The sequence below is a fragment of the Methylobacterium sp. D48H genome (assembly GCF_053345715.1).
Genome location: NZ_JBKFAP010000040.1, coordinates 1 through 26,454, shown reverse-complemented (window position 1 = coordinate 26,454; position 26,454 = coordinate 1). Strand labels below are relative to the sequence as shown.

The window sequence follows — 26,454 nt, the reverse complement described above, 5'->3', positions numbered from 1 at the left end:
AGTTCCTCGGCCGCCGCCGCCACGGTGCCGACGTTGCTGGCCGCCTCCTCGGCCGCGGCCGCGACGGTGGTCGACTGCCCCGCGGTCTCGGCCGCGGTCTCCGTCATGCCGCGGGCCGTGGCCTGCAACGATGCCGCCGCGGTCGAGACCTGCGCGACGATCCCGCCGACGGCGTCGGCGAAGCGGTCGGCGACCTGCCGCATCGCGAGGCCGCGCTGACGCTCCGCGTCCTGCCGGGCCGCCTCGGCCTCCACCTCGAGCTGCCGGGTGCGGATCAGGTTGTCCTTGAACACCTGCACGGCCGCCGCCATGGCGCCGATCTCGTCGCGACGGTGTCGGAACGGGACGTCGGTGCCGGCCTCACCCCGCGCCAGCCGGGTCATCGCGGCGGTCATCGCGGCGATCGGCCGCGAGATGTAGAGGAGGCCGAAGATCGCCGCCGCCAGGGCGGACACCAGCGCGAGGCCGATGCTGGCGACGGCCGCGGCGGACGCGGCCTCGACCCGGATCATCGCTGCGTCCGCGTCCTGCTGCGCCGCTTTCTCGTCGTGGTCCGCCAGACGGGCCAGGGCCGCCCGGGCGCCGTCGTACAGTGCCACGACGTCGGGCCGGATCAGCAGCGCGGTCGCCTCCGTCTGCCGCCCCGCCTCCACGAGGCGCCGCACGTCCCGTTCCACCTCCGCGAGTCGGGTCCAGGACGCGCCGAACGCGTCGTAGTGCCGCCGCTCCTCGACGGTGGTGATCAGCGGTTCGTAAGCCCGGCGCGCGTCGCGCAGCCGCGCGTGCGTGTTCGCCAGGGCGGCCTCATTGGCGTCCCGGTGCTCCGGTGTATCCGACAGTAGGATGAGCCGGTACTGCTTGATGCGCACCTCGGAGGCCGCCACTTCGATCGCGCCGACCTTCTCGAGGGAGGGCACCCAGTCCCTGGCCAGTGCCGTCGCAGCCTGCCCGATCCCGGCCAGCTGACGGAGGGACAGACCGCCCTGCGCCGCGGAGATCAGGGCAATTCCCGCGAAGAGAAGGGCCAGGATTGCTTTGAGTGGAATGGATACGCGCATGACGATCCTCGGCCAGATCCGAGTGCGGGACAATCGCATCGGGCGGCCCGACGCAGGCGACTGCATCTAGCCACTTCGGAATCTCGCACAACTCGCGCCTTAAAAACATCATAGAATGGTTTTGACTTGCAAAAATAATTCAAAAATACATAATTAACCGAACAAATCTACATCTTCATATCAGATAAAGGTCAACCGTCGCGCAGGTTCTGGTATCTGCTTCGACCGAGAATCTCTCTTATCCAGACGAAAGCGTTGACGGCGACGATACAAGTGACGCTTGTGCCGGACCCGCACGCGACGGTCCGCGCCGACCGAGCCCCCATCCTTCCGAGAGGATTCCGCGCCCGGCTGCGATGCCTACCCGAGTCCTCACGCACCTCCGTCGATCCGGCCTTCCGCCGGGATCACCGGGACGAGTTGCACCTCGGCCTTCGCTCCTGCATTGCTCCTCAACCACAAGGGGAGGGTTCGGGGCATGTCGACGGCTCGGGTCACCGTGGTCGATCACCCGCTGGTGCAGCACAAGCTGACCCATCTGCGGGACAAGAACCGCTCGACCAAGGGCTTCCGGCAGATCCTCAACGAGATCGGGATGCTCCTGGCCTACGAGGTGACCCGGGACCTCCCGCTGGAGCCCGTCACCATCGAGACGCCCCTCCAGCCGATGCAGGGGCAGCAGATCCAGGGCAAGAAGCTGGTGCTCGCGCCGATCCTCCGCGCCGGAGTGGGCTTTCTCGACGGCATGCTGTCGCTGGTCCCGTCGGCCCGCGTCGCGCATATCGGGCTCTACCGGGATCCCGAGACGCTGGAAGCCGTGGAGTACTACTTCAAGGCGCCGTCCGATCTGGCCGACCGGACGGTGCTGGTGCTGGATCCGATGCTGGCGACCGCCAACTCGGCGATCGCGGCCCTCGACCGCCTCAAGGCCCGGGGCGCCTCCGACCTCCGCTTCGTCTGCCTGCTGGCGGCGCCGGAGGGCCTCGCCAAGTTCCAGGCCGCCCATCCGGACGTGCCGGTCTGGACCGCGGCGATCGACAGCCACCTGAACGACCACGGCTACATCGTCCCGGGCCTCGGCGACGCCGGCGACCGGATGTACGGCACCCGCTAGGAGCCGGCCTCAGCGCCGCCGCCGGGCTCCGGCGCGGCCCTTGCCGACGACCTTGCGGAGGGTCTGCGAGAGCTGATCCACCGAGTAGGGCTTCTGGATCAGGTCGAAGCCGTGGACGCCCTCCTGCGCCAGCACGTGGCTGTAGCCGGAGGTGAGGACCACCGGCAGGTCGGGCAGGCGCCGCTGCAGCTCGCGGGCCAGCGCGATACCGCCCATGCCGGGCATCACGACGTCGGAGAAGACAGCGTCGAAACGGAAGGGGATCCTCTCGATCTCGACGAGCGCCTCCTCGGCATTCGTCGCCCAGACGGTCTTGTGCCCGAGATCTTCCAGGATCTGTGTGGCGAAGCGGCCGACCTCGATGTTGTCCTCGACGACCAGCACGCAGAGGCTGGCGCCGTCGAGCCCGCTCTCCTCGCTCCGCGGCGTGACGGGCATGTCCGGCGCGTGCTCCGCCTGTGGCAAGTAGAGCGTGAAGGTCGTGCCGTGGCCCGGGCTGCTGGACACGTCGACGTCGCCCCCGGACTGCTTGGCGAAGCCGAAGACCTGGGACAGCCCGAGCCCCGTGCCCTTGCCGATGTCCTTGGTGGTGAAGAACGGCTCGAAGATGCGCGGCAGCACGTCGGCCGGAATGCCGATGCCGGTGTCGGACAGCGACACCGCCGCGAAGGTGCTGCGCGACCCCGCGTGTCCGCGGATCGCCGGCATCGGCCGGTCGCCGGATAGCTGCAGGGTGAGCGTGCCCTCACCGCCCATCGCGTCGCGGGCGTTCACCGCCATGTTGATCAGCGCGGTCTCGAACTGGCTGAGGTCGGCGCGGATGTAGCAGGGTGTGGCGGGGATCTCGGCCAGAACGCTGATGCGCGCGCCGGTGACCGAATCCAGCATCTCCGCCACAGCCCGGAGCGAGGCGCCCACCTCGAAAACCTCGGGCCGCAACGCCTGGCGGCGCGCGAAGGCGAGGAGCTGGCCGGTCAGCTTGGCGGCGCGGTCGACGGTATCGGAGATCGCCTCGACGTAACGGCGACGGCGCTCCTCCGGCAGGTCCGGCCGCTTGAGCAGGTCGGTGGAGGATTTGATCACCGTCAGCAGGTTGTTGAAGTCGTGGGCGACGCCGCCGGTCAGCTGCCCCACCGCCTCGAGCTTCTGCGACTGCCGCAGCGCCTCCTCCACGCGCTCGCGCTCGGCGCTCTCGGACTGGAGCCTGGCATGGGCCTCCGCCAACGCCTGCATATTGCGTCGCTGCTCGGTCAGGTCCGTCAGGATCCCGCAGAGGAGCGGCTGATCGCCCTGGCAGGCGAAGCGGCTGAGCGACAGGAAGGTCGCGTTCTCCGACCCCGCCGCCGCGCGCAGCGCGATCTCCTCGCGGACGGGCCCGTCCATCGCGTGCCGGATCAGGCGCCCGAGGTCGACATCCACGTGGACGAAATTCCGGAGCGCGCGGCCGGTCAGGCGCTCCTGCGGCTCGCCGAGCATCTCGGCCAGCCGCCGGTTGCAGTAGAGCAGCGTCCCGTCCAGCGCCAACGTGAACGCGCCTTCCTGCATCTGCTCGATCAGTGCCCGGTAGGGCAGGTCCGCGTTCTCGAGCGTGTAGACGAGGCGCTCGTGGTTGGGCCCCTCCACCACGACGGCGTCGAAATCGCCCCGGCGGATGGCCGCGAGGGTCTCCTCGCTCTCCTCCAGCCGCGCCTCGAGCTCGCGGATATGGGCGCGATAGGCGTCGAGCCCGGGCTCGTCGCCGGGCAGCAGAGCGTCCACACCCATCAGAGCGGCTCCGCGGCGGACGCGATCTCGAGACTGCGCAGCACGCGGCCCTCGTCCGAGAGGTCGCCCGAGAGGCGCCGTTCCGGCGCCGGCGCCAGTCTCAGGAGTGTGGGTGCGGCGAGGATCCCGTCGCGCTCGGCCAGGTCGGGCTGCTGATAGATGTCGACGATCTCCAGTTCGTAGCGGCCCGGCACGTGCGCCTCGCAGATGCGGCGCAGCACTTCGACCGCGCGCAGCGAGCGCGGCGCGGTTCCGGCCACGAACAGCCGCAACCGAACGTGCCGCGCGTCCGTCCGAGACGAGGGGGCCGCGCTCAAGGCCGATCGGCCTTGGGACGGATGTCGAGGCCGACCAGAACCTTCTCGGTGTTCGACAGGTCGCCGATGATCCGCTTGAGCGGCGACGGCAGGCGGCGCACGAGGGTCGGGATCGCGAGGATCTGATCGCCGGCGGCGAGCTGCGGATTCTTCATGAGGTCGATGACCTCGATGTCGTAGTGGCCGGCCAAGTGCTCCTCGCAGAACCGCTTCAGGTTGGTGAGCGCGGCGAGAGACTTGGCCGTCTGCCCGGCGACGTAGAGGCGCAGGTGATAGTGGCCGGAATCGCGGTCGGGATCCGTCTCGGGTGCCGGGTCGTCCGATGTCGCATCGCTCATTCCGCGGCACTCCGTCGTGCGATCAACGCCTGCTGCTCCGCCGCGAGGATAACGCCCCGCGCCGCGTCCTCGGCGCGCAGGCTCTCCTCCTCGTCCACGGCCGCCTCGAGACCGGCCCTGAGCTCCTCGATCTGGCGCTCCAGGGCGGAGCGCCGGCGCGCCATATCCCGGAGCCGGCGCTCGGTCGCGTCCCGGTGCTGCTGCGCGGCCGCGCGTTCCTGAGCCTCCTGAACCAGGCGCGCGGTGCCGGTGAGAACACCTGAAGGACCAATATAGGCATCCACCAACTGGATCCCGCCCGACGACATCAGAAATTCACGGATCTGGTTGGAGTGGCTCATACCCCGCGCCTTGATGACGTAGAGGGTCCGCGTCCGCTCGCCGTTCGCCTCCATGTTCTGGAGCTTGATCCAGGCATCCATCAGGGAGGACACGCCGAGATCGTTGTCCTCGACCAGGGACCCGTCGCCGCGGAGGGTCGTGAAGATCGCCGTGACGCCGCGGACCTTCATCAGGTCGATCATGCGCAGGAGGGTCGCCTGCAACTCGCCCGCCGGCCCGCGAAGGGCCGAGATCGGGTCGATCACCACCACGTCCGGCCGGAACTGGTCGAGGTCGCGATGCATCCGCGCGAGATGCGTCTCCAGGCCGAACAGGCTCGGCCGCGCGGCCTCGAAGCGGAGGCGGCCGCTCGCCACGTGCGCGGCGAGGTCGAGCCCGATCGAGCGCGCGTTGCGGATGATCTGGGCCCCGCTCTCCTCGAACACGAAGGCCATGCAGCGCTCGCCGCGCCGGCAGGCCGCGTCGAGGATTGAGGCGGCGAGCATGCTCTTCCCGGTCCCGGCCTCCCCGGAGATCAAGATCCCGGAGCCGCGATGGAAGCCCCGCGGTCCCAGCATGGCGTCGAGCCCGGCGATCCCGGTCGAGAGGATGCCGTCGGGCACCGCGTAGGCGAGATCCGCCGAGGTCACCGGCAGCACACTGATCCCGGCGTGATCGATCAGGAACGGGTACTCGTTGGTGCCATGGGCGGAGCCGCGATACTTGACGACGCGCAGCCGCCGCGTCGTGATCTGGTCCTCGACGCGGTTGTCGAGCAGCACGACGCAGTCGGAGACGTACTCCTCCAGGCCCTGGCGGGTGAGCGGACCCTCGCCGCGCTCGCCCGTGATGATCGCGGTCAGGCCGCGATCCTTGATCCAGCCGAACAGGCGGCGCAGCTCGGCGCGGAGCAGGGTCGGATCGGTGAAGCCCGCGAAAAGTGTCTCGATCGTGTCGAGGACGACGCGCTTGGCCCCGATCGAGTCCACCGCGAAGCCGAGGCGGATGAACAGGCCCTCGAGGTCGTACTCTCCGGTCTCCTCGATCTCGCTCCGCTCCACGCGCACGTGGTCGATGGCGAGATGGCCCGCGGCGACGAGACCGTCGAGGTCGTAGCCGAGCGACGCGACGTTCGCCGCCAGATCCTCGGCCCGCTCCTCGAAGCTCATGAACACGCCGGGCTCGCCGTAGAGCGTCGCGCCGTTGACCAGGAAGGTCGTGGCGAACAGCGTCTTGCCGCAGCCCGCGGCGCCGCAGATGAGCGTCGGCCGCCCGGCCGGCAGACCGCCATGGGTCAGGTCGTCGAAACCGGTGATGCCGGTCGCGACCTTGGGTAGTGTCCGGGCGGCTTGCGGGTCGGGCACGATGGGCGAATCCCTGGACGTCTCGGAGGACGGCAAGTCCGGAAGTGGGGCGGCGCTCTCAACCCTGCCGGGCCGATCGGAACGGTTCGCACCGCGAGAGACGCGGCGGCGGGCGCGAACAGCGCGTCGAACGGGCAGAACACCGTTGGAATGCGGTATGGCAACGGGTCCGCCCGCGCAATATGGGTGCGTGACGCGTCCGGCCGCCATCCCGTCGACGGACTGCGCAGATCGATGGAAGGCCTCCATGCTCGGCTGGGACGTCGACGTCAACGAGGCCCTGACGGCGCCGGCCGTCGCGCGCAACCGCGACGCGATCCTGGCCGTGCTCCGCGAGATCCTGCCCGACAGAGGCACCGTTCTGGAGATCGCCAGCGGCTCCGGTGAGCACGCGGTCCACGTCGCCGCGGCCCTGCCGGGCCTGGACTGGCTGCCGAGCGATCCCGAACCCGCCGCCCGGCGCAGCATCGCCGCGCACGCGTTCCGGGCCGGCCTCGCCAACATCCGGCCGCCGCTCGCGCTCGACGCCGCCGCCGCGGCGTGGCCCGTCGCGCGGGTCGACGGGATCGTGTGCATCAACATGATCCATATCGCGCCCTGGGCCGCCACCGAGGGCTTGATGGCCGGCGCCGGACGCGTCCTGAGCGCGGGCGGCGTCCTGTTCCTGTACGGGCCGTTCCGCGAGGCGGACCGGTCGTTCGCGGAGAGCAACGCCGCCTTCGACGCCTCCTTACGCGCGCGGGATCCCGCCTGGGGCGTGCGGGACCTCGACGCCGTCGCGGCGGAAGCGGCCCGGCACGGGCTCAGCCTGGTCCGGCGCGTCGCCATGCCCGCCAACAATCTGAGCCTGATCTTCAGACGTGCGGACAGGTGAGGGCCCGTCTGTCACGGCTTTCCGTATCTGCACACTGTATTCAAGCATCCGCGTGCTGCACTATCCTGCCCTGGACCCGATGCGGCGGCAAAAGCCGCACGGGCCGCAGGAGGAAGCCCATGCCGATGGAACGCAGCGTCTCGAGCCGGGCCCTGGCCCTTCTCGCAGTGGCCGGATTACTGGGATCGACGCAGGCGCGGGCCGCCGATCCGATCAGGATCGGGGTGATCGCCGAGGCGCAGTCGGTGGTCGGGGCCTCGATCCCGCAGGCCGTCCAGCTCGCCGCCGACGAGATCAACGCCCAGGGCGGCGTCGACGGGCGCCAGATCCAGGTCGTCACCTACGACGACAAGTCCTCGGCCTCCGACGCGGTCCGAGCCTTCCAGCGGGCGGTCTCCGAGGACAAGGTCAACCTCGTCATCGCCAGCTACATCTCCGAGGTCGTGCTGGCGCTGATGCCCTGGGCGGCCCGGCTCAAGACGCCGATGATCACGCCCGGCGCTGCCTCGAACGAGATCAGCGCCGCGGTCCACAAGGACTACGCGCGCAACAAGTACACCTTCCACGGCTACCTGACCTCGGCGGCGCTCGCCCAGTCCATCTGCGATTCCACCAAGGACATGCTGATCGACCTGATGAAGGTGAAGACCGCCGCGATCATGAGCGAGGACGCGGCCTGGACCCGGCCTCTCGACGTCGGCTACGAGAAGTGCCTGCCCGAGATCGGCGTGAAGGTCGTCGACCACATCCGCTTCTCGCCGGACACGGGCGACTTCACGCCGATCTACAACAAGATCGAGGCGGCCAAGCCCGACCTGATCGTCACCGGCATCTCGCATGTCGGCGTGCAGCCGACCGTGCAGTGGCAGAACCAGAAGGTGCCGCTCGCCATGACCGGCATGAACTCGCAGGCGACCTCCTCGACCTTCTGGTCGAACACCAACGGCGCGACCCAGGGCGTGATCTTCCAGAGCATCGCGGTGCCGGGCGCGGCGATCACCGACAAGTCGCTCTCCTTCAGCGCCGCGTTCAAGAAGCGCTTCGGCAGCGACCCGTCCTACGCCGGGTACATGGCCTACGATCAGGTCTACTACGCCGCCGACGCGGTGAAGCGGGCCGGCACCACGGAGGCCGACAAGCTGGTCGACGCCCTGGAGAAGACCGACTGGGTCGGCACCGTCGGGCGCACGCAGTTCTACGGCAAGGACGACCAATTCACCCACTCGATCAAGTACGGGCCGGGCTTCGTCACCGGCCTGATGGCGCAGTGGCAGGACGGCAAGCAGGTCGCGGTCTGGCCGAAGAGCCTCGCGCAGGGCGCGATCGTGCTCCCGGCGGCCGTGAAGGCGGCGGCCCGCTAGGCGGCTCTCCGGACCGGCAACGGGCGCGCGGCTTGCCAAGCGCGCCCGTTGCCGCAAGTAGAGCCGGACCGCGACACCGTGAGCGCGGCCGAGACGACGTGCGCGCTGAGGACAATCGCTGATGGCCACCACCGACCTGCCCGGGACCATGCGCCAGATCCGCTACGCGGGTTCCGGCGGACCGGAGGTGATCAGCCTGGAGAACGCGCCCGTGCCGAGCCCGGGACCCGGCCAGGTCCTGATCGAGGTGGTGGCGGCCGGCGTGAACCGGCCCGACGTCGCGCAGCGGTCCGGGGTGTACCCGCCGCCGCCCGGCGCCACCGAGATTCCCGGCCTCGAAGTCGCCGGCCGTGTGGTCGCGCTCGGCAGCGGGGTCGAGGGCCTGTCGGCCGGCGACGAGGTCTGCGCCCTGGTGATCAGCGGCGGCTACGCCGAGTACGCCGTGGCCGAGGCGGCCCACTGCCTGCCGCGACCGAAGGCCGTCTCGCTGGTCGATGCCGGCGGTCTGCCGGAGACCTTCTTCACGGTCTACTCCAACGTGGTCCAGCGCGGCCGCCTGACGCGCGGCGAGAGCTTCCTCGTCCACGGCGGGTCGAGCGGCATCGGCGCCACGGCGATCCAGATCGCCAAGCATGTCGGCGCCCGGGTCTTCGCGACGGCGGGCTCCGCCGAGAAGTGCCGGTTCTGCGAGGATCTCGGGGCGGATGCCGCGATCGACTACAAGCAGGCCGACTTCGCCGAGGAACTGAAGCGCCTCACCGACGGGCGCGGCGTCGACGTCATCCTCGACATGATCGGCGCCAGCTACCTCGCCCGGAACCTCAAGTCGCTGGCACCGGACGGGCGGCTGGTGATGATCGCGCTGATGGGCGGCTACAAGGTCGACGGGCTGAACATCACGCCGATCATGCGCAACCGCCTGACCTTCACCGGCTCGACGCTCCGGCCGCGCGGGAAGGCCGACAAGGCCGCGATCGCCGACGGTCTCCGCCGGGACATCTGGCCCGAGCTCGAGGCCGGACGCATCCGGTCCGTCACCCACGCCACGTTCCCGCTCGAAGAGGCGCGGGCGGCGCACGAGCTGATGGAATCGAGCGCCCATCTCGGCAAAATCCTGCTGACGACCGGCCGCTGAGCCGGCCCCGTCAGGAACCTGCCTCGGCAGCCCCGCGTTGGCGGCCGGTAACGAGATCGTGTCGCACAGCGCCCGTTCCGGCGTGTGGCGTCCCGCCGAGGAAGGTTTTGCACATGGCCGAGAGACTGAACCCCAACGAGAGCCGCCAGGGCGAGCGCGGCAAGCCGGTGCTCTGGGTCTTGGTGGCGAGCCTCGTCCTGCTGGCGATCGCCACCGTGGGCCTGCTCACGTGGAACGGCGCCAACTCGCCGAAGGACTACGCCAGCCAGAGCCAGGACGCGTCGCGCAAGGAGGTGACGGGCTCGGTCAACGGCCAGTCCGGCGGGTCGTCGCCGTCGAACAGCACCGCCGTTCCGGGCGGCAACCCGTCCTATCCGCAGCCGGCTCAGCCGGGCGCGAACGGCGCGCCGAAGTAAGGCGTCGAGCGCGGGACGGGATGCGCCGTCCCGCGGCCGACCCTCTCAGCGGGTCGGGATCGGCGTCGGGCCGCGGTAATCGTAGAAGCCGCGCTTGGCCTTCCGGCCGAGCCAGCCGGCCTCGACGTACTTCACTAGGAGCGGGCAGGGTCGGTACTTCGAATCGGCGAGGCCCTCGTAGAGAACCTGCATGACCGAGAGGCAGGTATCGAGGCCGATGAAGTCGGCCAGCTGCAGCGGGCCCATCGGGTGGTTCGCGCCGAGCTTCATGGCGGTGTCGATCGACTCGACCGATCCCACGCCCTCGTAGAGCGTGTAGATCGCCTCATTGATCATCGGCAGCAGGATCCGGTTGACGATGAAGGCCGGGAAATCCTCCGACATCGTCGACGTCTTGCCGAGCTTCGCGATGAACGCCTTGGCCGACTCGTAGGTCGTGTCCTCGGTGGCGATGCCGCGGATCAGCTCGACGAGCTGCATCACCGGCACCGGGTTCATGAAGTGGATGCCGATGAACTTCTCCGGCCGGTCGGTCGCCGCCGCCAGCCGGGTGATGGAGATCGACGACGTGTTGGTCGCCACCAGGGTCTCCGGCCGCAGCGACCCGCACAGCGTGGTGAAGATCTCGCGCTTGGTCGCCTCGTTCTCGGTCGCCGCCTCGATGACGAGATCGCACGGGCCGAGGGCGGCGAAGTCGCGGGCGGGGACGATGCGCGAGCGGGCCTCGCCGCTGTCGCCCTCGGTGAGCGTGCCCTTCGTGACGAGGCGCGCGAGGCTGCCCTCGATCACCGACAGTCCATTCTCGAGCCGGGCGGGATCGCGGTCGTTCAGCAGAACCTCGAAGCCGGCGGTGGCGCAGACCTGCGCGATGCCGCTGCCCATCTGGCCCGCGCCGACGATGCCGACCCGCTTGATCTCCATATGCATGTGCCGACCTGTGCCCCCAAGGCGGATGCCGCAGCGCTGCCGCCCAGCTCTCTGGACGGCACGGACGCGACGGCACCGCGCGAAGTCTCGCCGCTGCTGCCTTCTAGACCAATCCTCGATCCGGAAGGAACCCGTGAAGCCGCGTTCTGCGACAATGCTCGCGGGTTGCCAGATCCGGTGCCGTTACTGGCCCTTGGCTTTGCCGATCTCGGATTGCAGCTCGGGAACGACCTGGAACAGGTCGCCGACGAGGCCGTAATCGGCCACCTGGAAGATCGGCGCGTCCTCATCCTTGTTGATGGCGACGATGACCTTCGAGTCCTTCATGCCGGCGAGGTGCTGGATCGCGCCCGAGATGCCCACCGCGACGTAGAGGTCCGGCGCCACGACCTTGCCGGTCTGCCCCACCTGCCAGTCGTTCGGCGCGTAGCCCGCGTCCACGGCGGCGCGCGAGGCGCCGACGGCGGCGCCCAGCGAGTCGGCCAGCGGCTCGATCAGCTCGTGGAACTTGTCCGAGGAGCCGAGCGAGCGGCCGCCGGAGACGATGATCCGCGCCGAGGCCAATTCCGGCCGGTCGGACTTGGCGATCTCCTCGCCCTTGAAGCTCGAGCCGCCCGCCTCGGGCGCGGCCGCCGAGACGGCCTCCACCGGTGCCGGGGCGCCGCCCTCTTCGGCCGCCTTGAAGGCCGCCGTGCGCACGGTGATCACCTTCTTGCCGGCGGGCGCCTGCACGGTCTGGATGGCGTTGCCGGCGTAGATCGGCCGCTCGAACGTGTCGGGCGAGACCACCTTGATGATGTCGGAGACCTGCGCGACGTCGAGCAGGGCGGCCACGCGCGGCAGCACGTTCTTGCCCGTGGTCGAGGCCGAGGCGATGATCGTGTCGTAGGGCTCGGCGATGGCGGCGATGAGCGCCGAGACCGGCTCGGCGAGGTCGTGGTCGTAGACGCCGTCCTCGGCGTTCAGGACCTTCTCGACGCCGTCGAGCTTGCCCGCGGCCTCGGCCACGGCCTTGGAGCCGGTGCCCAGCACGAGGGCGTGGACCGGCGCGCCGATCTCCTTGGCGGCGGCGAGCGCCTTCAGCGTGCTGTCCTTGATCTGGCCGTTGCCGTGCTCGACGAAGAGGAGTGTCGTCATGGTCTGCTGGTGCCCTCGAAGGTGGTGGCGCGGGGCTCGACCGTCGACCGGGAGCCCCGCCTCGGATCAGATGACGCCGGCTTCGACCTTGAGCTTCTGGACGAGCTCGGCCGCGGAGGCGACCTTCACGCCGGCCGAGCGGCCCGGCGGTTCGGCGGTCTTCAGCACCGTGAGCCGCGGCGTGACGTCGACGCCGAGCGCGTCGGGTGCCAGCTCCTCCAGGGGCTTCTTCTTGGCCTTCATGATGTTGGGCAGCGACGCGTAGCGCGGCTCGTTGAGGCGCAGGTCCGTCGTCACGATGGCCGGCAGCTTGAGGCTCACGGTCTGCAGGCCGCCGTCGACCTCGCGGGTGACGTCGAGGCTGCCCTCGCCGGGCTCGATCTTGTACGCGAAGGTGCCCTGAGGCCAGCCGAGCAGGGCGGCGAGCATCTGGCCGGTCTGGTTCGAGTCGTCGTCGATCGCCTGCTTGCCGAGGATGACGAGCTCCGGGCTCTCCTTCTCGACGACGGCCTTCAGGAGCTTCGCGACGGCGAGCGGCTCGCAGTTCACGTCGGTCTTCACCAGGATCGCCCGGTCGGCGCCCATGGCGAGTGCCGTGCGCAGCGTCTCCTGCGCCTGCTGCGGGCCGATCGACACGGCCACGATCTCGGTGACCTTGCCCTTCTCCTTCAGGCGGATCGCCTCCTCGACGGCGATCTCGTCGAAGGGGTTCATGGACATCTTGACGTTGGCGAGCTCGACGCCGGAGCCGTCGGCCTTCACGCGAATCTTGACGTTGTAGTCCACCACCCGCTTGACGGGCACCAGCACCTTCATGGCGGTCACGATCCTTCCCCGGAGGATTCTTGTCGTCGTGCAGGCCACTCCCACGGGCGCGCGAGGCGCAGCGTGGCCGGGGCACGCAAGGCGCCGGACCGTAACGGCCACATTTCCGCCTTGTCAACGCGGCGCCGTGGCGGCCCCGCGAAAACCGCGATGCCGGCTCAGCGATTGGCGCCGGGCACCCAGAGCACGTCGTCGGCCCCGTCGCCGTTCGCCGCCCGGCTCGCCACGAACAGGAAGTCCGACAGGCGGTTGAGGTAGCGCAGCGCCTCCGGCGAGACCGTCTCGTCCTCCCGCGCAGCGAGGCTGACCGCGAGCCGCTCGGCGCGCCGGCAGACGGTCCGGGCGAGGTGCAGCGCCGCGGCAGCCGGCGAGCCGCCGGGCAGCACGAAGGATTTCAGCGGCGGGATCGCGGCGTTGAGCGCGTCGATGTCGCGCTCCAGCCGGTCGACCTGGCTCGCCACGATCCGCAGCGGCTCGTAGGGGAGGGGCTCGGGGGTCGGCGGCGTCGCGAGGTCGGCGCCGAGGTCGAACAGGTCGTTCTGGATCGCCCCCAGCATCCCGTCGAGGGGGCCCTGCGTGTGCAGGCGCGCCATGCCGATGCAGGCATTGGTCTCGTCGACGGTGCCGTAGGTCTCGACCCGCAGGTCCGCCTTCGAGCGCCGCTGCCCGTCCGCCAGCGCGGTCGTCCCCTTGTCGCCGGTCCTCGTGTAGATGCGGTTGAGCTTGACCACGGGGTGGCGTGCCTCAGAACGTGTAGCCGATCTTGCCGCCGAAATTGGTCAGGCCGCGGTTGTTGGCGCAGAGCCCGGCATTCGACATGTGCTCGACCGTCGCCATGATGCTCCAGTGCTCCGTCAGGCGGAAGCCCAGGGCGGCCGCCTCGCGGAACATCGGCGAGCAGCCGAGGGTGTTGAAACCGTAGGGCGTCTCGGCCTTCGGGCCGGTCCAGCCGTTATGGGCCACGCCGCCGAAGAACCCGTCGAGGAACACGCGGCGGTTGAAGGTCTCGGGGAAGATCTCGAGCGTCCAGGTCGCGCCGAGATAGGCGTAGCTGGTCCGGCCGCCGGTGTTGTAGCTGCCGCCGACGGTCGGTCGCGGCACGAAGGCCTGCCAGAACGGATCGTCGCTGATGCGCGGCTTGGCGAACAGGATCTCGCCGTTGACGTTCGCCTTGCTGAATCCGGGGAGCTTGCCCTCGGCGCTCCCGGGATCCTGCACCGCGCCGCCGATCCGGATCTCCGACACGATGCTGAGCGGCTGGACGGGGGCCGCGTAGGCGGCGGGCGGCGGCGGCGCGAGGTCGGCGGCCGAAGCCGGCAGAATCGCCGCCCCGGTCAGAAGGCCGAACAGACGGAGGCGGGAAGGGGCAGTCATGCGGGCTCGGCCGGTTAGGCGCAGCGATTTGCTTCTACCGAGCGTAGCAGAGGCCCGCGCGGCGGGGCGGCCTATTCATCCTTCACCGGATCGAAAGGTGTTCGGTGCGGCGGCGCGGTCACACCCGGCCCGACGCCCTCATGCCGAGCGCCACCAGACCACGCCCATGATGATCACGATCGCGACGAACTGCAGGAGCACCCGGAGGCGCATCAGCTTCTGCGAGAGGTTCACGCTGCCGCCGCGCATCATGTTGGCGAGGCCCGCGACCAGGACCGCGGCGACGGCGAGGCAGGCGATCAGGACGAGGGTGTTGGACGACATGCGGTCGGGGATCCGGGTGGGGCGCGAGCCGCGATGCGGCTCGGCGCGTCGTTGAGGTGTCGGGCGCTCAGTTGCGGCGGAGCAGGCGCTCGAAATAGTCGAGTTCCTCGCGGGGGCGACTCGGGTCGCCGAGCTTGCGCCGCAGCTCTTCCATGATGCGCCGGGCGCGCTGGACCGCGGATTCGTCGGCCGTGGGGACGCGGACCCGCCCGTCGCTCATGTCGCGGCCGCGGGTCGGGCGCCCGAGAGGATCGTCGTCGCGCGCGCCGGCCTGACCCTGCTGGCCCGGCTGCTGGCCGCCCTCCTGCTGGCCCTCGCCCTGGCCCTCGGCCATCTCCTGCATCTGCTGGGCCATGCCGTCGGCGCCGCGCTTGAGGCCGTCGAGGGCGCGGCCCTGCGCGTCGACCGCGCCGTCCGAATCGCCGTCCTTCAGCGCGTTCTCGGCCTCGCGCATGGCGTCCTCGGCGTCGGAGAGGCCCTGCTCGCCGCGCATGCCGTTCTCCTTCATGCGCTTCTGAAGGTCCTCCAGCCGCTGCCGGAGCGCCTGCTGGCGCTCGCCGACGCCGCCCTGCTGGCCCTCGCCCTGCTGTCCCTGACCCTTCTGGCCCTGTTGGCCCTGACCCTGCTGGCCTTGCCCCTGCTGACCCTTCTGACCCTGCTGGCGCTGGCCCTGCTGCCCCTGGCCCTGCTGGCCGCGCTGTCCCTGCTGCGGCTGGCCGCGGCTCTGCGGGCGCTGGCCGTCGCGCTGCTCCTCGCCGTCCTTGAAGGTCTCGTCGCGCAGGCCCTGCTGCTCGCGCGACATCGCGTCGAGATCGCGCATCTGCTTCTGCATCTCGCGGGACGCCTGATCGGAGCGACCGCCGCGCTCGGCGGTCTGGAGATTCTCCAGGATATTGCGCAGCTGCTCCATCAGGCGCTGCGCCTCGGCGGTGTCGCCGCGCTTCATCGCCTCCGCCATGTCCTGGATCATCTTGTCGAGATCCTCCGGCGTGACGGTCTTGGTCTGCCCGTTGCTCTGGCCGCGCTCGCTCTGCTCGCGGGGCTCGCGGCCCTGCTTCTGCGCCATCTCGGACAGGAACTTGTCGAGCGCCTGCTTCAGGTCCTGCGTCAGGCGCTTGATCTCGTCGTCGGGCGCGTTGCGCTCGATCGCCTCCTTCAGCCGGTCCTGGGCCTGGCGGAGCTGCTTCTCGGCGTCCGACAGGTCGCCGTCCTCGATCTTGAGGGCCATCTCCCAGAGGAGGTCGGCCACCGCGACGAGGTCGGCATCCGTGCGGGCGCGGCGCAGGCGCTCGGTCGCGGTCCGCAGGCCGAGGAAGATCGCGGGCTGCGGCGTGTACGTGTCGGGCGCGACCAGCAGGGCGTCCAGCGCCCCCTGGACCCAGCGGCGATCGGTGTCTGGCGCGATGACGAGCCGGCGGCGCTGCTCGGCGAGCGCGCGCGCCAGCGGCTCGCGGAACGGCCGCGCCGGCAGGACGATCTCGGTGTCGGGCGTGCGCCCCTCCTGGCCGGCCTCGTCCTTGACCACGATGTGGTAGCGGACCTTCGCGCCGGACCACGGGCTCTCGGTGAGGTCCACGAGGGTCTTGGTATCGGTGTCGCCGCTCGCGTCGCCCGGCAGCGCCAGGTTGATCTGCGGCACCGGGACCAGGGCCCGCGCGGACTTCAGCGGCTCGATCACCGCCTCGGCCGAGCTGATCCCGTAATCGTCCTTCGCCCGGTAGGTCAGGTTGAAGGTGCCGCGCCCGTTCACCTCGGGGCCGCCCACGGCGGTCACCTCCGGCGGCCGATCGGTGATCGCGTCGACCGTGAGGCGCTGCTTGCCTGCCGGGGTGACGATCGTCAGCGCGGCGCCGCCGACGATGCGGTAGCGCTCCTCGCGCAGGTCGGGGCGCGCCTCCTGGCCCGGCACCGGGACGAGGCCGGCATTGGGCGTGAGGGTCGTCTCGGACGCGGCCTTGCCCTGGCCGGCGATCCGCACGATCAGCTGCGCGTTGACAGGCGCGCGCAGGTGCTGGTCGCTCCCGTCCATCGCGATCAGCAGCGGCGGAAGCCGCGTGTAGAGCGGCGGGTCGATCCAGCCGTCCACGCGGAAGTTCGGGCCGGGCGCCGCCGGCTCCTGCCAGTCGAAGGCGGCGCCGATCCGCTGGCGCCACTCGGGGCCGGCCACGAACAGGCTGGCGACCGCCGCGACCACCAGGCCGGCGCGCAGCGCGAAGGGGTCGTGCCGGGTCATGCCCGGCCGCGGCAGGCCGACCCGCAGGGCCGAGATCGCCTGCGCGGCGCGGCGCTGGTGGAGGTCCCACAGCAGCCGGCTCCCCGGATCGGCGGCGCCGACGGCGAGGCTGTCCTGGGCGGCCGAGGCCGGCCCGTGCCGCAGCTTCGGATCGCGGGAGGCGGCCTCGCGGTCGAGCCGCGCCAGGGCGAGGCGCCGGTCCGGCCGGGCGATGTGGATCAGCGGCAGCAGCGCGGCGACGAGCAGGATGGCGAGGGCGCCGAGGCCGATCTGGCGCCAGAGCGGCGTGAGGTCGAGCCACACGCCCGCCCAGGAGACGACCAGGAAGAGCAGGAAGACGCCGATGCCGCGCCAGAGCACGGGCCAGGCCTGCTCCCACAGGGCGGCCGCCCGCGCCTGCGCCACCAGCCGGTCGAGCCGCGTGGACGCCGCGTCCGCTCCGCCCACCCGGGTCTTGCTCTCGGTGCCGTTGCTGCCGATCACGCCGACCGTTCCGCCTCACGCCGAAGGAGTGGCCTACGGAGCCGCCCCCGGCGGGCCCCGTCACACGTGCCTAGCATGGTGGGCCGCGCGGGTCGGCGGGTCAAATCGGCGCGACGGCGGCCCGACCGGCGCGCCGGTCAGTTGTGCGCCTGGATGAAGTTGCGCACCTGCGGGTAGATCTGCGACTCCCAGCGCCGCCCGGCGAAGACGCCGTAATGGCCCACGCCGGCCTGGAGGTGGTGGGTCCGCATGTACGGGGCGAGGTCCGAGCACAGGTCGTGGGCCGCCATGGTCTGCCCGACCGCGCAGATGTCGTCCCGCTCGCCCTCGACCGTCATCAGCGCCGTGCGGCGGATCGCGCGCAGGTCGATCGGCTCGCCCCGATACGACACCGCGTTCCGGGCCAGGGCGTGGTCCTGGAACACGGTCTTGACCGTCTCGAGGTAGAAATCGGCGGCGAGATCGAGCACCGCGAAATACTCGTCGTAGAAGGTCTCGATCGCCTCGGCCTTGTCGTGCTCGCCGTTGGCCATGTGCCAGAACAGGTCGGCGTGGCCCTGGATGTGGCGCTTGGCGTTCATCGCCATGAAGGCCGAGACCTGCACGAAACCCGGATAGACCTTGCGGCCGGCCCCCTTGTGGCGCGACGGCACCGTGGCGATCAGGTTCTTCTCGAACCACTCGATCGGCTTGGAGGTCGCGAGTTCGTTCACGCCCGTCGGGTTGATCCGGCAATCCACCGGGCCGGCCATGAGGGTCATGCTGCGCGGGGCGGCCGGGTCCTTCGACTGCGCCATCGCGGCGGCGGCCACCAGGGCCTGCACGGCGGGCTGGCACACCGCCACCATGTGGGCGCCTTCGCCCATGGTCCGCAGGAACTGGATGAGGTGGCTCACGTAGTCGTCGAAGCCGAAGGTCCCGTCGGAGAGCGGCACGTCCCGGGCGTTGTGCCAGTCGGTGATGTAGACGTCGTGATCGGGCAGCATCGTGCGCACGGTGGCGCGGAGCAGCGTGGCGAAGTGGCCCGACATCGGCGCCACCATCAGCACCTTGGGCTGCTCGGTGTGGATGTCCTTCTTGAAGTGGAGCAGCGTGGCGAAGGGCGTGACCTCGACCGCCTCCTCGGAGACCGGGACGCTCCGGTTCCCGACATTCACCGACTCGATGCCGTAGGGCGGCCGCGCGAAGGTCAGGCCCGCGCGCATCATCATCCGGGCCCCGGCGGACATCCAGGTCGCCGGCTCGCCCCACCCGACCCAGGGCGACCAGATGTCGTTCAGCAGCCGCCCCCACGCCCGGGTCTGGGCGGCCATGTCGGTCTGCAGATCGAACGCGTCGTACAGCATCGGGCAGGCACTCGCTTGAGCCCTGCCCGGCACGCGGGCCATCGGGGCGGCAACGTTGGCGGATGCCGGAGTGAGGGTTGCATCAGCGTGGCCGTGCAGGATGGGTCCCGTTCCCGGAGGCGGCAACTGTCCGATAGGCGGATGCGAACAAGAATTGTCGTGACGTGACTTTGATGCACCACGCGCCGCGCCGATCACATTCGGGTGTGCCGAATCGCCCGACACACCCCCGCCGTCACGAGGCGCGGCGAATGACCGGGCGCGGATCGGACTCGCTCCGACGATGCTCGCAGGCGACCTTGAGGTACCGGTCGCTGCCCCCGGGCAACCCGGCCTGGGCGGCCATCGTCTGGGCGTGCATCAGGCATTCCATCGGCGTGTGCGCCGGCGCGACGATGACGTCGAGGGCGGTGTCGCGCGAGCAGTCCTGAGCCAGCAGCGTGCCGGCACAGACGAGGGCAACGGAGAGCAATTCCGACATGACGGACCTCAGCTTCGAGTGATCGAAAGGTCCGCGGGGTGCTCCGGCGTGCGAGCCACCGCGTTGTCGTTGCCTGGTCGCTTCCTCCGGTTGCTGAAGACTCGAAGCACGTCATGTGCCAGCGCAGCACGACGCGTCCCTTGCGAGGTGCAATGTCGTCCGGGCCGGACTCAGTCGCGGGCGGGAAGCCAGCGCGTCTCCGGCTCGTCGGCGGGCAGGAGCGCCGCGACCGCGTCGAGGTCGACCACGTACTGATCGGTGAGGCGCTGCCACATCTCGACCGGCGAGGCGACCTGCGGCCGGAGCCCGTCGAGGGCGCGGGCGAGCAGAGCCGCATTGACGAGCTTCGGGCGCGGCACGAGCGGGTCAGCGTTCAGCATCGATGACGATCCCATTGGAGTGACGCCATCCTGCGTCGATCGTGGTTAACGATGGGTTACATGCCGCCTCGACATCTTGCGCTGTTCTTGCGGACGCTTTCGCGCCAGGCTCTGAGCTGGATTCGTCGGCGCCCCCGGTCACGCCGAGGCGCCGCCAGACCTGAGTAACGCTGCCCGCGGACGCACCGGGCCGCGCGGGATCGCCCAGGCGAATCCACGCGCGTTCGCCAGGGCGTCGGCACCCGCTCGAGTTCACAAGCCGGACCCCTTCCCTTATCAGGCAGGCGCATCGAGCCTGTCCCGGCCGACGAAGTGCCGCCGCGCAGGGCGCGCACGGCTCCGGTCGCGCGGCTCCGGTCGATTGTGCGAACGGGACATCATGGACGCCAAACCTGAAGCGATCGGCGCGACGCAGGAGCCGACGGCGCGACTCGTGCTCGCATCCGCTTCGCCCCGCCGTCTCGCGCTGCTCCAGCAGATCGGGATCGAGCCCGCGGCGCTCCTGCCCGCCGAGATCGACGAGACACCGCGCAAGGCCGAGCCGCCGCGCGAGCTGGCGCGTCGCCTCGCGCGGACGAAGCTCGCCACCGCCGAGGCGGCGCTCCACCTGGAGGACACGACGACGCCGACCTGGCTTCTCTCGGCCGATACGGTCGTCGCGGTCGGGCGGCGCGTCCTGCCGAAGGCCGAGATCCCCGACGAGGCCGCGGATTGCCTGCGCCTGCTCTCGGGCCGGCAGCACCGGGTCTACACGGCGGTCTGCGTGCTCTCGCCCCGCGGGCGCCGCGAGCGGATCGTCGAGAGCCGCGTCCGGTTCAAGCGGCTCTCGGGCCGGGACATCCAGGGCTACGTGGCCTCGGGCGAGTGGCGCGGCAAAGCCGGCGGCTACGCGATCCAGGGACTGGCCGGGGCCTTCGTGGTCAAGCTGGTCGGCTCGTATAGCGGCGTGGTCGGCCTGCCGCTCTACGAGACCCTGAGCCTGCTCGACGGCGAGGGCTATCCCGTGCGGGCCGGATGGGGCGCCCTCGCATGACTCGGGAGCGCCGGCCGCCCCCCTGTCCGATCTGTCGGCAGCCCTCCACGCCGGACTTTCGGCCATTCTGCTCCCAGCGCTGCGCCGACGTCGATCTGGGGCGCTGGCTCAACGAGCGCTACGCGATCCCCGAGGAGCTCGATCCCGACGCGCCGCCGCCCCCGCCGGATCCGGAGCGCTGAATTTTTCGGCCTTCCGGTCCCGTCGAGGTCACGCGAGGCTGGACAGGCCGCCAAGCACTCACTATACCCCGCGACGTCCGAGGCCGACACCGGCGCGGACGACGCCCAGGTAGCTCAGTTGGTAGAGCATGCGACTGAAAATCGCAGTGTCGGCGGTTCGACTCCGTCCCTGGGCACCATTATCCCGCTGAGCGCCCGACCATCGGATCGGTAGAGCCGGCGACAGGATCCTCGATTTTCTGACAATACTCGGCTGTAGATCACGCGCGTCCGCGCGTCCTGATCAGCGCGTCTCCGCGTCGCGCAGGTGCAGGTAGGTCGGATCGAATTCGGCCGCTTCCTGCAGCCCGGCCCAGTCGTGGACGGTGAGGCGGCGACCCCGGAGCGTGATCAGGCCGGCGGCCTTGAGATCGCGGATCGTGCGGTTGACGTGGACCGACGTGATCCCGAGGGCGTCCGCGAGTTCGGGCTGTGTCATCGGCAGGTCGCAGGTCCGGTCGGGTGCCAGACCGACGGCGTCGAGGCGGGTCATCAGCTCGCAGAACAGGTGAGCCATCCGCGCATACGCTTCCCGGCGCCCGGTGTTGAGCATCCATTCCCGGACCAGGGCGGCGTCCATCAGCGTCGCGCGCCAGAACACCTCGTTGAGGCGCGGGTGCGCCCGCAGCATCGCCCGGACCGTGTCGTGCTGGACGAAGCCGAGGCGGCAGGCGCTCACCGTGGCGATGTTGATGTCGAGTACCTCCAGGAACAGGCTCTGGAAATCCGGCACGTCCCCGGGGACGTGGTAGCTCATCACCTGCCGCTTGCCCGCTCGTGTCGACTTGTAGGTGCAGGCGATACCGCTGAGCAGCGTGAAGCTCCGGGACGGCCGGTCGCCCTCCCGAATGATGTCCTGGTTGGGTTCGAACTGGGCGACCTGCAGCGGGAGCGCGACGAGGGCGGCGCGCTCCGCGTCGGACAGCCGGAACAGGGCCACGGTCTCGATCCGGCGCAGGAACGGATCTCTGACCGACGGTTGGGGTGTCTCGTTCATCGCGCCTCGGCCGTCCGGCAGAAGCGCTCGGCGTCGCGCGGCCGGTCGTCCACCGTCGTTGGTCCCCCCGTAAGTGTAGGGTCCCGGTCGGGCGCGACCAGGGCGAGGGCCGGCGCCGCGCGCCCTCGGTGAGGCCGGGACTGGAATTTCCCGCCCCGTCCGCGCACAGAAGTCCGGCGGCGCGGTCGCCGTTCAGCCTGACGGAAAGCCCGATGAACACGGCAGATCTCGCCCCGCACGCGCATCAGGTCCTGCGCGACGCGACCCTGCCCGAGCTGCCCCGGCACTACCGCGGCAAGGTCCGGGACAATTACGACCTCCCCGACGGCCGTCGCATCCTCATCACGTCGGATCGGATCAGCGCCTTCGACCGGGCGCTCGCGGCGATCCCGTTCAAGGGCCAGGTCCTGACCCAGACCGCCCGCTACTGGTTCGAGCAGACCGCCGACCTGTGCCCGAACCACGTCCTCGCCTATCCCGATCCCAACGTGGTGGTCGGCCGGCGCCTGGAGATCCTGCCCGTGGAGGTGGTGGTGCGCGGCTACCTCGCGGGCACCACGTCGACCTCGATCCTGACGCGCTACCGCGCGGGCGAGCGGGACATGTACGGCCACGCCTTCCCCGACGGGATGCGGCCGAACCAGCGCCTGCCGGAGGCGATCATCACGCCGACCACCAAGGCGTTCGACGGCGGCCACGACGAGCCGCTCACCGAGGCGGAGATCCTCGAGCGCGGGTTGCTGACGCGCGCGCAGTGGGAGACCGTGTCGAGGGCGGCCCTGGCGCTGTTCGCGCGCGGGACGGCGCTCGCGGCGGAGCGCGGCCTGATCCTGGCCGACACGAAGTACGAGTTCGGCACGGATCCCGAGGGCCGGATCGTCCTCGCCGACGAGATCCACACGCCGGACAGCAGCCGGTACTGGTTCGCGCAGAGCTATCCCGAGCGCTTCGCCGCGGGTTCGGCCCCGGAGAGCTTCGACAAGGACTTCGTGCGCAACTGGGTCGTCGCCCGCTGCGACCCGTACAAGGACCCGATCCCCGAGATCCCAGCCGAGGTGGTCCTGGAGACAGCCGCGGTCTACATCCGCGCCTACGAGACGATCACGGGCAAGCGCTTCGTCCTGCCGGACCCGGCCGAGGAGCCCCTGGAGCGGATCCGGCGCAACATCGCCGCCTATCTCGCGGCGTAGCCTCGGGGTCGGGACAGGCGGTGCGGCGCCTGGCGCCGCACCCGGTTGAGCCCGTCAGGCCGCCGCGGCGATCGGGGCCGGCGACGGCGCGTCCATGGCGCGCAGGTAGACGTCGAGGAGCGTCTCCTGCTCGTCGCGCTCGTCCTTGTCCTGCTTGCGGATCTTCAGGATCTCCTTGAGCACCTTCACGTCGAGACCCTCGCCCTTGGCCTCGGCGAAGACCTCCTTCTTGGCCTCCATCAGGTCCTTGATCTCCTCCTCCAGCCGTTCCACGCGCTCGATGATCGAGCGGATGCGGTCGCCCGCGACGCCCACGGTGTCGGTCATGTCGGTCATGCAGTCCCTCGTCGGATGACGGGGGCACCCTCGCCGGACAGGGTAAGCGGCGGGTTAAGGCCGGGCCGGCGCCCCGACCCGGTCCCGGATCCACCCTGCGATCGCGTCCGCAACGGCGTCGCTGTTCGATTCCAGCATCATCATGTGGCCGTTGCCGCGGATGCCGTGGTCGGCGAGCGCCAACCGGTCCGGCTTCGCGCCCGCCTGGGTCAGGAAGGCCGCCGTGCAATCGTCCATCGTCGCCCGGAACGACGCCTCGGCGGTCACGATCACCGCCGGCACCCGGGCGAGGTTCGGCAATCGGCGCGCGGGCTCGGCCTGGAGCCAGCAGCGGATCCTGTCGGGCGCGGCGGCGCTCTCCGCCTGGACGACCGTCAGGTCGGCCGGGCCGCTCACCGGCGGCTCGAAGTGCAGCGGCACCCGGGTGATGCCGTAGGGCCGCGCCCGCGCCTCGCCGACGCGCTCGTACCAGTCCGCGCCGCCCTTGAAGCGGATGTCGTAGAAGGTCGGCCCGTTCGGCTCGACGGCGACGTGTGCCTTCACGAGGTCGGGCCGCTGATCCGAGACAGCCCAGCCGAAGACGCCCGCCTGCGAGTGCGTCAGCAGGATCGCCGGGCCGATCTTCTCCAGCAGGGCGATCAGCGCCGGGTCGACCAGTTCCTCGCTCCTCAGGGCGCTGGCGATGTAGGGCACCTGGGAGAGGTAGAACTGATCGAAGGCGGCGTTGCCGCGGATCCCGGCGCCGCCCGGCCACTGCGTGTGGAGCTTCGCCTGCGGGTAGAGCGCGGACCGCTCCTGCCCGGTGAACACCGTCTCCAGATCCTCGGCGGGCAGGCGGGCGTAGGGGCCGTAGGTGTCCGGGTCGCCGCCCGAGCGGCCGCGACCGACTTGGTCGACGACGTAGACCGCGAAGCCCTGCGCGGCGAAGCGGTCGGCCCAGCCCGGCCGGCCGTCGGGCGTCCCGAGGAAGTTGGTCCCGGTCTGGGCGGTGCCGTGCACCAGGACGATCGGGTAGGGCTGCGTAACCCGCTCCGGAACGCGGTACTCCACGAACATCTGGCCGGACGCCGTCGTCTTGCCGCCCGCGGTGGCGTAGCGGCCGCCGACGAAGAAGTAGCCCGCGGGCTGCGTCGGCCTGAACGGCCCGTCGGCGGCACCCGGCTCGGCGGCTCGGGACGGCGATGCGGTGGCGAGACAGAGCAGGGCCAGCGCCCCGGCGGCGGCGTTCCTCGACATGGCGTCCTCCCGCGGGCGTCTGGCGCGCCCGGCGGGAGGCATATCAGCGTGAAAGTCCGGCCCGGTCCAGCCGGGCGGCCGATCAGGCGTGGGCGAGGCGCGGCTTCTTCCCCAGCGCCTCCTCGACGGTGCCCGCGCCGTCGAGATAGCCGTGGACCTTGGGGTTCGGCATGATCAGCGAGGCCACGAAGGCGATCGCCATCAGGACGGTCACGTACCAGAAGAACGTGCTCTCCATGCCGGCGTCCTTGAACCACAGGGCGACGAACTCGGCGGTGCCGCCGAAGGTGGCGTTGGCGATCGCGTAGGAGAGGCCGACCCCGAGCGCCCGGACGTTGGTGGGGAACAGCTCGGCTTTCACGATACCGCTGATGCCCGTGTAGAACGACACCACGGCGAGCCCGAGGGTGATCAGCGCGAACGCGAGGTAGGGGTCCTTGTTGGTGCCGAGGGCCGTCATCAGCGGCACCACCATGAGCGTGCCGAGGCCGCTGTAGAGCAGCATGTTCGCCTTGCGGCCGATCTTGTCGGAGAGCGCGCCGAAGATCGGCTGGATGATCATGTAGACGAACAGCACCACCGTCATCGTCTGCGAGGCCGACGTCTTCGGCATGCCGGCGGTGTTGACGAGGTACTTCTGCATGTACGTCGTGAACGTGTAGAAGCTCAGGGAGCCGCCGGCCGTGTAGGCGACCACGACCAGGAACGCCCGCCAGTGCTTGGCCAGCGCGGCGAAGGTGCCGGCGGTCTCCTTGTCGCTGCTGTCCTTCGTCTCGGCCAGGGAGCGCCGGAGATAGAGCGCGACGACCGCCAGCGCGGCGCCGATGAAGAACGGGATCCGCCAGCCCCAGGCGGTGAGTTCCGGGCCGGTCATCACCGTCTGCAGCAGGACCAGGACCAGCGAGGCGAGGAGCTGGCCGCCGATCAGCGTCACGTACTGGAACGAGGCGAAGAAGCCGCGCCGCCCCTTGATCGCCACCTCGCTCATGTAGGTCGCCGAGGTGCCGTACTCGCCGCCGACCGACAGGCCCTGGAGCATGCGCGCGAGCAGCAGCAGCACGGGCGCCAGCGTGCCGACATGCTCGTAGGTCGGCAGGATGCCGATCAGCAGCGAGCCGAAGCACATCATCAGCACCGAGATGACCATCGAGGTCCGACGGCCGACCCGGTCGGCGATGCGCCCGAACAGCCAGCCGCCGATCGGCCGCATGAAGAAGCCCACCGCGAAGATGCCGGCGGTCTGCAGGAGCTGACTGGTCGAATCGCCCTTCGGGAAGAAGGCCGGCGCGAAATAGAGCGCGAAGAACGCGTAGCAGTAGAAATCGTACCACTCGACGAGATTGCCCGACGACGAGCCGACGATCGCCCAGATCCGGCGCTTGCGGTCCGCGGCATCATCGAGGTCGCTCGGTGCGATACCGATCGTATCGTCGCGCGAGGCGGACATGGCGTCTCCGTCGATCAATCTTGGTGCCGGCCGAGGCCGGTCTCTTCTTGGTGCGGCGCGACGTTACAGGTGACGCGCCCGATCGCAAGACCGTGATCCGACTTAGCCGAGGACAGCGCGGGCGGGTGTCACCGGCCGCGCGTCCACGGTGCCGCGGGAGGGAACGGTTCGGCCCGGGGCCCCGTTGCGGGCCGGCGTGGGCGTCGGTGGCGTGCCGACCACGGCTGGAGAAGAGGCCATGAAGCGGATTCTGAGAGACACGGTCGCGGCGGCCATCGTCGTGGCCGGAGCGGCGACGGCGTTCGCGCAGGGCGGACCGGGCGGTGGCGGAGCGGGACCCGGTGGCGGCGGCGCTGGCGGTCCCGGCGGCGCGGCCGGCGCGGGCGCCGGTCCGGCCGGTGGCGGCGGCCCGGGCGGTGGCG

General features: G+C 70.4%; 27 protein-coding genes and 1 tRNA gene. 9 read left to right on the top strand and 19 right to left on the bottom strand.

What is annotated here, in order from left to right:
- A partial coding sequence (locus tag ACLBX8_RS29880; RefSeq protein ID WP_447716264.1) for an MCP four helix bundle domain-containing protein occupies positions 1-1,058 on the bottom strand: 1,058 nt, incomplete at its 3' end.
- A gap of 478 nt (positions 1,059-1,536) precedes the next feature.
- Here ACLBX8_RS29880 and upp point away from each other — a divergent pair.
- Complete coding sequence (upp, locus tag ACLBX8_RS29875; RefSeq protein WP_020096508.1) at positions 1,537-2,172, top strand: uracil phosphoribosyltransferase; 636 nt, start codon at positions 1,537-1,539, stop codon at positions 2,170-2,172.
- A gap of 9 nt (positions 2,173-2,181) precedes the next feature.
- Here the strand turns inward: upp and ACLBX8_RS29870 are convergent, their stop codons facing one another.
- The 4 genes from ACLBX8_RS29870 to kaiC are packed head-to-tail and all read right to left on the bottom strand — an operon-like array spanning position 2,182 to position 6,276.
- Positions 2,182-3,936 carry an ATP-binding protein gene (locus ACLBX8_RS29870; protein ID WP_447698781.1) on the bottom strand — a complete coding sequence of 585 codons (1,755 nt, stop codon included), beginning with the start codon at positions 3,934-3,936 and terminating at the stop codon, positions 2,182-2,184.
- On the bottom strand, positions 3,936-4,196 hold the full coding sequence (locus ACLBX8_RS29865) for a circadian clock KaiB family protein (protein ID WP_447698780.1): 261 nt from the start codon (positions 4,194-4,196) through the stop codon (positions 3,936-3,938). The genes ACLBX8_RS29870 and ACLBX8_RS29865 overlap by 1 nt, the downstream gene beginning before the upstream one ends.
- Before the next feature lie 53 nt (positions 4,197-4,249).
- A complete protein-coding gene (locus tag ACLBX8_RS29860; protein ID WP_331317765.1) occupies positions 4,250-4,591 on the bottom strand; it encodes a circadian clock KaiB family protein in 342 nt (113 codons plus the stop codon).
- Positions 4,588-6,276, bottom strand: a complete 1,689-nt coding sequence (gene kaiC / locus ACLBX8_RS29855; RefSeq protein ID WP_447716263.1) for a circadian clock protein KaiC — start codon at positions 6,274-6,276, stop codon at positions 4,588-4,590. Before kaiC ends, ACLBX8_RS29860 begins: the two co-directional genes overlap by 4 nt.
- A 247-nt stretch (positions 6,277-6,523) precedes the next feature.
- On the opposite strand from kaiC, the gene ACLBX8_RS29850 reads away from it, so the two are divergent.
- The 4 genes from ACLBX8_RS29850 (at position 6,524) to ACLBX8_RS29835 (ending at position 10,062) form a co-directional block, all read left to right on the top strand.
- A complete protein-coding gene (locus ACLBX8_RS29850) occupies positions 6,524-7,150 on the top strand; it encodes a DUF938 domain-containing protein (protein WP_447698778.1) in 627 nt (208 codons plus the stop codon).
- A 119-nt stretch (positions 7,151-7,269) separates the two neighbouring features.
- Complete coding sequence (locus tag ACLBX8_RS29845) at positions 7,270-8,511, top strand: ABC transporter substrate-binding protein (RefSeq protein WP_447698777.1); 1,242 nt, start codon at positions 7,270-7,272, stop codon at positions 8,509-8,511.
- A gap of 121 nt (positions 8,512-8,632) precedes the next feature.
- A complete protein-coding gene (locus ACLBX8_RS29840) occupies positions 8,633-9,646 on the top strand; it encodes an NAD(P)H-quinone oxidoreductase (RefSeq protein ID WP_091677170.1) in 1,014 nt (337 codons plus the stop codon).
- Between the two features lie 113 nt (positions 9,647-9,759).
- Entirely contained in the window at positions 9,760-10,062 is a 303-nt protein-coding gene (locus tag ACLBX8_RS29835; protein ID WP_020091847.1) for a hypothetical protein, read from the top strand.
- Positions 10,063-10,107: 45 nt separating this feature from the next.
- Here ACLBX8_RS29835 and ACLBX8_RS29830 read toward each other — a convergent pair whose 3' ends face one another.
- From ACLBX8_RS29830 to ACLBX8_RS29785, 10 genes are all read right to left on the bottom strand, one after another.
- Positions 10,108-10,989, bottom strand: coding sequence for a 3-hydroxybutyryl-CoA dehydrogenase (locus ACLBX8_RS29830; RefSeq protein ID WP_447698776.1), 882 nt, complete (start codon positions 10,987-10,989; stop codon positions 10,108-10,110).
- Positions 10,990-11,172: 183 nt separating this feature from the next.
- Positions 11,173-12,126, bottom strand: a complete 954-nt coding sequence (locus tag ACLBX8_RS29825) for an electron transfer flavoprotein subunit alpha/FixB family protein (protein ID WP_056528343.1) — start codon at positions 12,124-12,126, stop codon at positions 11,173-11,175.
- Between the two features lie 66 nt (positions 12,127-12,192).
- Positions 12,193-12,942 (bottom strand): electron transfer flavoprotein subunit beta/FixA family protein, encoded by a 750-nt coding sequence (locus ACLBX8_RS29820; protein ID WP_056528346.1) that lies wholly within the window; start codon positions 12,940-12,942, stop codon positions 12,193-12,195.
- A 167-nt stretch (positions 12,943-13,109) separates the two neighbouring features.
- Positions 13,110-13,682 (bottom strand): cob(I)yrinic acid a,c-diamide adenosyltransferase, encoded by a 573-nt coding sequence (locus ACLBX8_RS29815; protein WP_056528350.1) that lies wholly within the window; start codon positions 13,680-13,682, stop codon positions 13,110-13,112.
- 13 nt (positions 13,683-13,695) lie between these two features.
- Positions 13,696-14,325 carry an acyloxyacyl hydrolase gene (locus ACLBX8_RS29810; RefSeq protein ID WP_056528353.1) on the bottom strand — a complete coding sequence of 210 codons (630 nt, stop codon included), beginning with the start codon at positions 14,323-14,325 and terminating at the stop codon, positions 13,696-13,698.
- A gap of 138 nt (positions 14,326-14,463) precedes the next feature.
- The gene (locus ACLBX8_RS29805) at positions 14,464-14,649 is read right to left on the bottom strand and encodes a twin transmembrane helix small protein (protein WP_020091853.1); all 186 of its coding nucleotides are present in this window, start codon (positions 14,647-14,649) and stop codon (positions 14,464-14,466) included.
- A gap of 67 nt (positions 14,650-14,716) precedes the next feature.
- The gene (locus ACLBX8_RS29800; RefSeq protein WP_447716262.1) at positions 14,717-17,365 is read right to left on the bottom strand and encodes a TIGR02302 family protein; all 2,649 of its coding nucleotides are present in this window, start codon (positions 17,363-17,365) and stop codon (positions 14,717-14,719) included.
- A gap of 137 nt (positions 17,366-17,502) precedes the next feature.
- Complete coding sequence (locus tag ACLBX8_RS29795) at positions 17,503-18,711, bottom strand: polyhydroxyalkanoate depolymerase (protein ID WP_447698774.1); 1,209 nt, start codon at positions 18,709-18,711, stop codon at positions 17,503-17,505.
- 235 nt (positions 18,712-18,946) lie between these two features.
- On the bottom strand, positions 18,947-19,192 hold the full coding sequence (locus ACLBX8_RS29790; protein WP_020091856.1) for a hypothetical protein: 246 nt from the start codon (positions 19,190-19,192) through the stop codon (positions 18,947-18,949).
- Positions 19,193-19,362: 170 nt separating this feature from the next.
- Positions 19,363-19,572, bottom strand: a complete 210-nt coding sequence (locus tag ACLBX8_RS29785; RefSeq protein WP_020091857.1) for a hypothetical protein — start codon at positions 19,570-19,572, stop codon at positions 19,363-19,365.
- Positions 19,573-19,951: 379 nt separating this feature from the next.
- On the opposite strand from ACLBX8_RS29785, the gene ACLBX8_RS29780 reads away from it, so the two are divergent.
- From ACLBX8_RS29780 to ACLBX8_RS29770, 3 genes are all read left to right on the top strand, one after another.
- Positions 19,952-20,605, top strand: a complete 654-nt coding sequence (locus ACLBX8_RS29780; RefSeq protein WP_091677159.1) for a Maf-like protein — start codon at positions 19,952-19,954, stop codon at positions 20,603-20,605.
- Complete coding sequence (locus tag ACLBX8_RS29775) at positions 20,602-20,787, top strand: DNA gyrase inhibitor YacG (RefSeq protein ID WP_100251145.1); 186 nt, start codon at positions 20,602-20,604, stop codon at positions 20,785-20,787. Before ACLBX8_RS29780 ends, ACLBX8_RS29775 begins: the two co-directional genes overlap by 4 nt.
- 103 nt (positions 20,788-20,890) lie before the next feature.
- Positions 20,891-20,966, top strand: a tRNA-Phe gene (locus ACLBX8_RS29770).
- 104 nt (positions 20,967-21,070) lie between these two features.
- On the opposite strand, the gene ACLBX8_RS29765 is transcribed toward ACLBX8_RS29770, so the two are convergent.
- Positions 21,071-21,823 carry a Crp/Fnr family transcriptional regulator gene (locus ACLBX8_RS29765; RefSeq protein WP_020091860.1) on the bottom strand — a complete coding sequence of 251 codons (753 nt, stop codon included), beginning with the start codon at positions 21,821-21,823 and terminating at the stop codon, positions 21,071-21,073.
- A 212-nt stretch (positions 21,824-22,035) separates the two neighbouring features.
- Here ACLBX8_RS29765 and ACLBX8_RS29760 point away from each other — a divergent pair, with 212 nt between their 5' ends.
- Positions 22,036-23,013, top strand: a complete 978-nt coding sequence (locus ACLBX8_RS29760) for a phosphoribosylaminoimidazolesuccinocarboxamide synthase (RefSeq protein ID WP_447698773.1) — start codon at positions 22,036-22,038, stop codon at positions 23,011-23,013.
- 54 nt (positions 23,014-23,067) lie between these two features.
- Here ACLBX8_RS29760 and ACLBX8_RS29755 read toward each other — a convergent pair whose 3' ends face one another.
- The 3 genes from ACLBX8_RS29755 to ACLBX8_RS29745 all read right to left on the bottom strand — a co-directional run bounded on the left by ACLBX8_RS29755 (position 23,068) and on the right by ACLBX8_RS29745 (position 26,032).
- Complete coding sequence (locus ACLBX8_RS29755; protein WP_020091862.1) at positions 23,068-23,349, bottom strand: DUF2312 domain-containing protein; 282 nt, start codon at positions 23,347-23,349, stop codon at positions 23,068-23,070.
- 54 nt (positions 23,350-23,403) lie between these two features.
- Positions 23,404-24,585, bottom strand: a complete 1,182-nt coding sequence (locus tag ACLBX8_RS29750) for an alpha/beta hydrolase (RefSeq protein WP_447716261.1) — start codon at positions 24,583-24,585, stop codon at positions 23,404-23,406.
- 82 nt (positions 24,586-24,667) lie between these two features.
- Entirely contained in the window at positions 24,668-26,032 is a 1,365-nt protein-coding gene (locus ACLBX8_RS29745) for an MFS family transporter (protein ID WP_091677151.1), read from the bottom strand.
- Positions 26,033-26,454 lie beyond the last annotated feature (422 nt).

What these genes read in the sequence shown, in the direction of transcription:
- ACLBX8_RS29810 (WP_056528353.1), bottom strand. Translation starts at nt 14,325, where the DNA reads ATGACTGCCCCTTCCCGCCTCCGTCTGTTCGGCCTTCTGACCGGGGCG.
- ACLBX8_RS29795 (WP_447698774.1), bottom strand. Translation starts at nt 18,711, where the DNA reads ATGCTGTACGACGCGTTCGATCTGCAGACCGACATGGCCGCCCAGACC.
- ACLBX8_RS29870 (WP_447698781.1), bottom strand. Translation starts at nt 3,936, where the DNA reads ATGGGTGTGGACGCTCTGCTGCCCGGCGACGAGCCCGGGCTCGACGCC.
- ACLBX8_RS29850 (WP_447698778.1), top strand. Translation starts at nt 6,524, where the DNA reads ATGCTCGGCTGGGACGTCGACGTCAACGAGGCCCTGACGGCGCCGGCC.
- ACLBX8_RS29835 (WP_020091847.1), top strand. Translation starts at nt 9,760, where the DNA reads ATGGCCGAGAGACTGAACCCCAACGAGAGCCGCCAGGGCGAGCGCGGC.
- ACLBX8_RS29750 (WP_447716261.1), bottom strand. Translation starts at nt 24,585, where the DNA reads ATGTCGAGGAACGCCGCCGCCGGGGCGCTGGCCCTGCTCTGTCTCGCC.
- ACLBX8_RS29755 (WP_020091862.1), bottom strand. Translation starts at nt 23,349, where the DNA reads ATGACCGACATGACCGACACCGTGGGCGTCGCGGGCGACCGCATCCGC.
- ACLBX8_RS29775 (WP_100251145.1), top strand. Translation starts at nt 20,602, where the DNA reads ATGACTCGGGAGCGCCGGCCGCCCCCCTGTCCGATCTGTCGGCAGCCC.
- ACLBX8_RS29845 (WP_447698777.1), top strand. Translation starts at nt 7,270, where the DNA reads ATGCCGATGGAACGCAGCGTCTCGAGCCGGGCCCTGGCCCTTCTCGCA.
- ACLBX8_RS29760 (WP_447698773.1), top strand. Translation starts at nt 22,036, where the DNA reads ATGAACACGGCAGATCTCGCCCCGCACGCGCATCAGGTCCTGCGCGAC.
- ACLBX8_RS29840 (WP_091677170.1), top strand. Translation starts at nt 8,633, where the DNA reads ATGGCCACCACCGACCTGCCCGGGACCATGCGCCAGATCCGCTACGCG.
- ACLBX8_RS29820 (WP_056528346.1), bottom strand. Translation starts at nt 12,942, where the DNA reads ATGAAGGTGCTGGTGCCCGTCAAGCGGGTGGTGGACTACAACGTCAAG.
- ACLBX8_RS29860 (WP_331317765.1), bottom strand. Translation starts at nt 4,591, where the DNA reads ATGAGCGATGCGACATCGGACGACCCGGCACCCGAGACGGATCCCGAC.
- ACLBX8_RS29830 (WP_447698776.1), bottom strand. Translation starts at nt 10,989, where the DNA reads ATGCATATGGAGATCAAGCGGGTCGGCATCGTCGGCGCGGGCCAGATG.
- ACLBX8_RS29765 (WP_020091860.1), bottom strand. Translation starts at nt 21,823, where the DNA reads ATGAACGAGACACCCCAACCGTCGGTCAGAGATCCGTTCCTGCGCCGG.
- ACLBX8_RS29805 (WP_020091853.1), bottom strand. Translation starts at nt 14,649, where the DNA reads ATGTCGTCCAACACCCTCGTCCTGATCGCCTGCCTCGCCGTCGCCGCG.
- ACLBX8_RS29745 (WP_091677151.1), bottom strand. Translation starts at nt 26,032, where the DNA reads ATGTCCGCCTCGCGCGACGATACGATCGGTATCGCACCGAGCGACCTC.
- ACLBX8_RS29785 (WP_020091857.1), bottom strand. Translation starts at nt 19,572, where the DNA reads ATGCTGAACGCTGACCCGCTCGTGCCGCGCCCGAAGCTCGTCAATGCG.
- ACLBX8_RS29825 (WP_056528343.1), bottom strand. Translation starts at nt 12,126, where the DNA reads ATGACGACACTCCTCTTCGTCGAGCACGGCAACGGCCAGATCAAGGAC.
- ACLBX8_RS29790 (WP_020091856.1), bottom strand. Translation starts at nt 19,192, where the DNA reads ATGTCGGAATTGCTCTCCGTTGCCCTCGTCTGTGCCGGCACGCTGCTG.
- ACLBX8_RS29780 (WP_091677159.1), top strand. Translation starts at nt 19,952, where the DNA reads ATGGACGCCAAACCTGAAGCGATCGGCGCGACGCAGGAGCCGACGGCG.
- upp (WP_020096508.1), top strand. Translation starts at nt 1,537, where the DNA reads ATGTCGACGGCTCGGGTCACCGTGGTCGATCACCCGCTGGTGCAGCAC.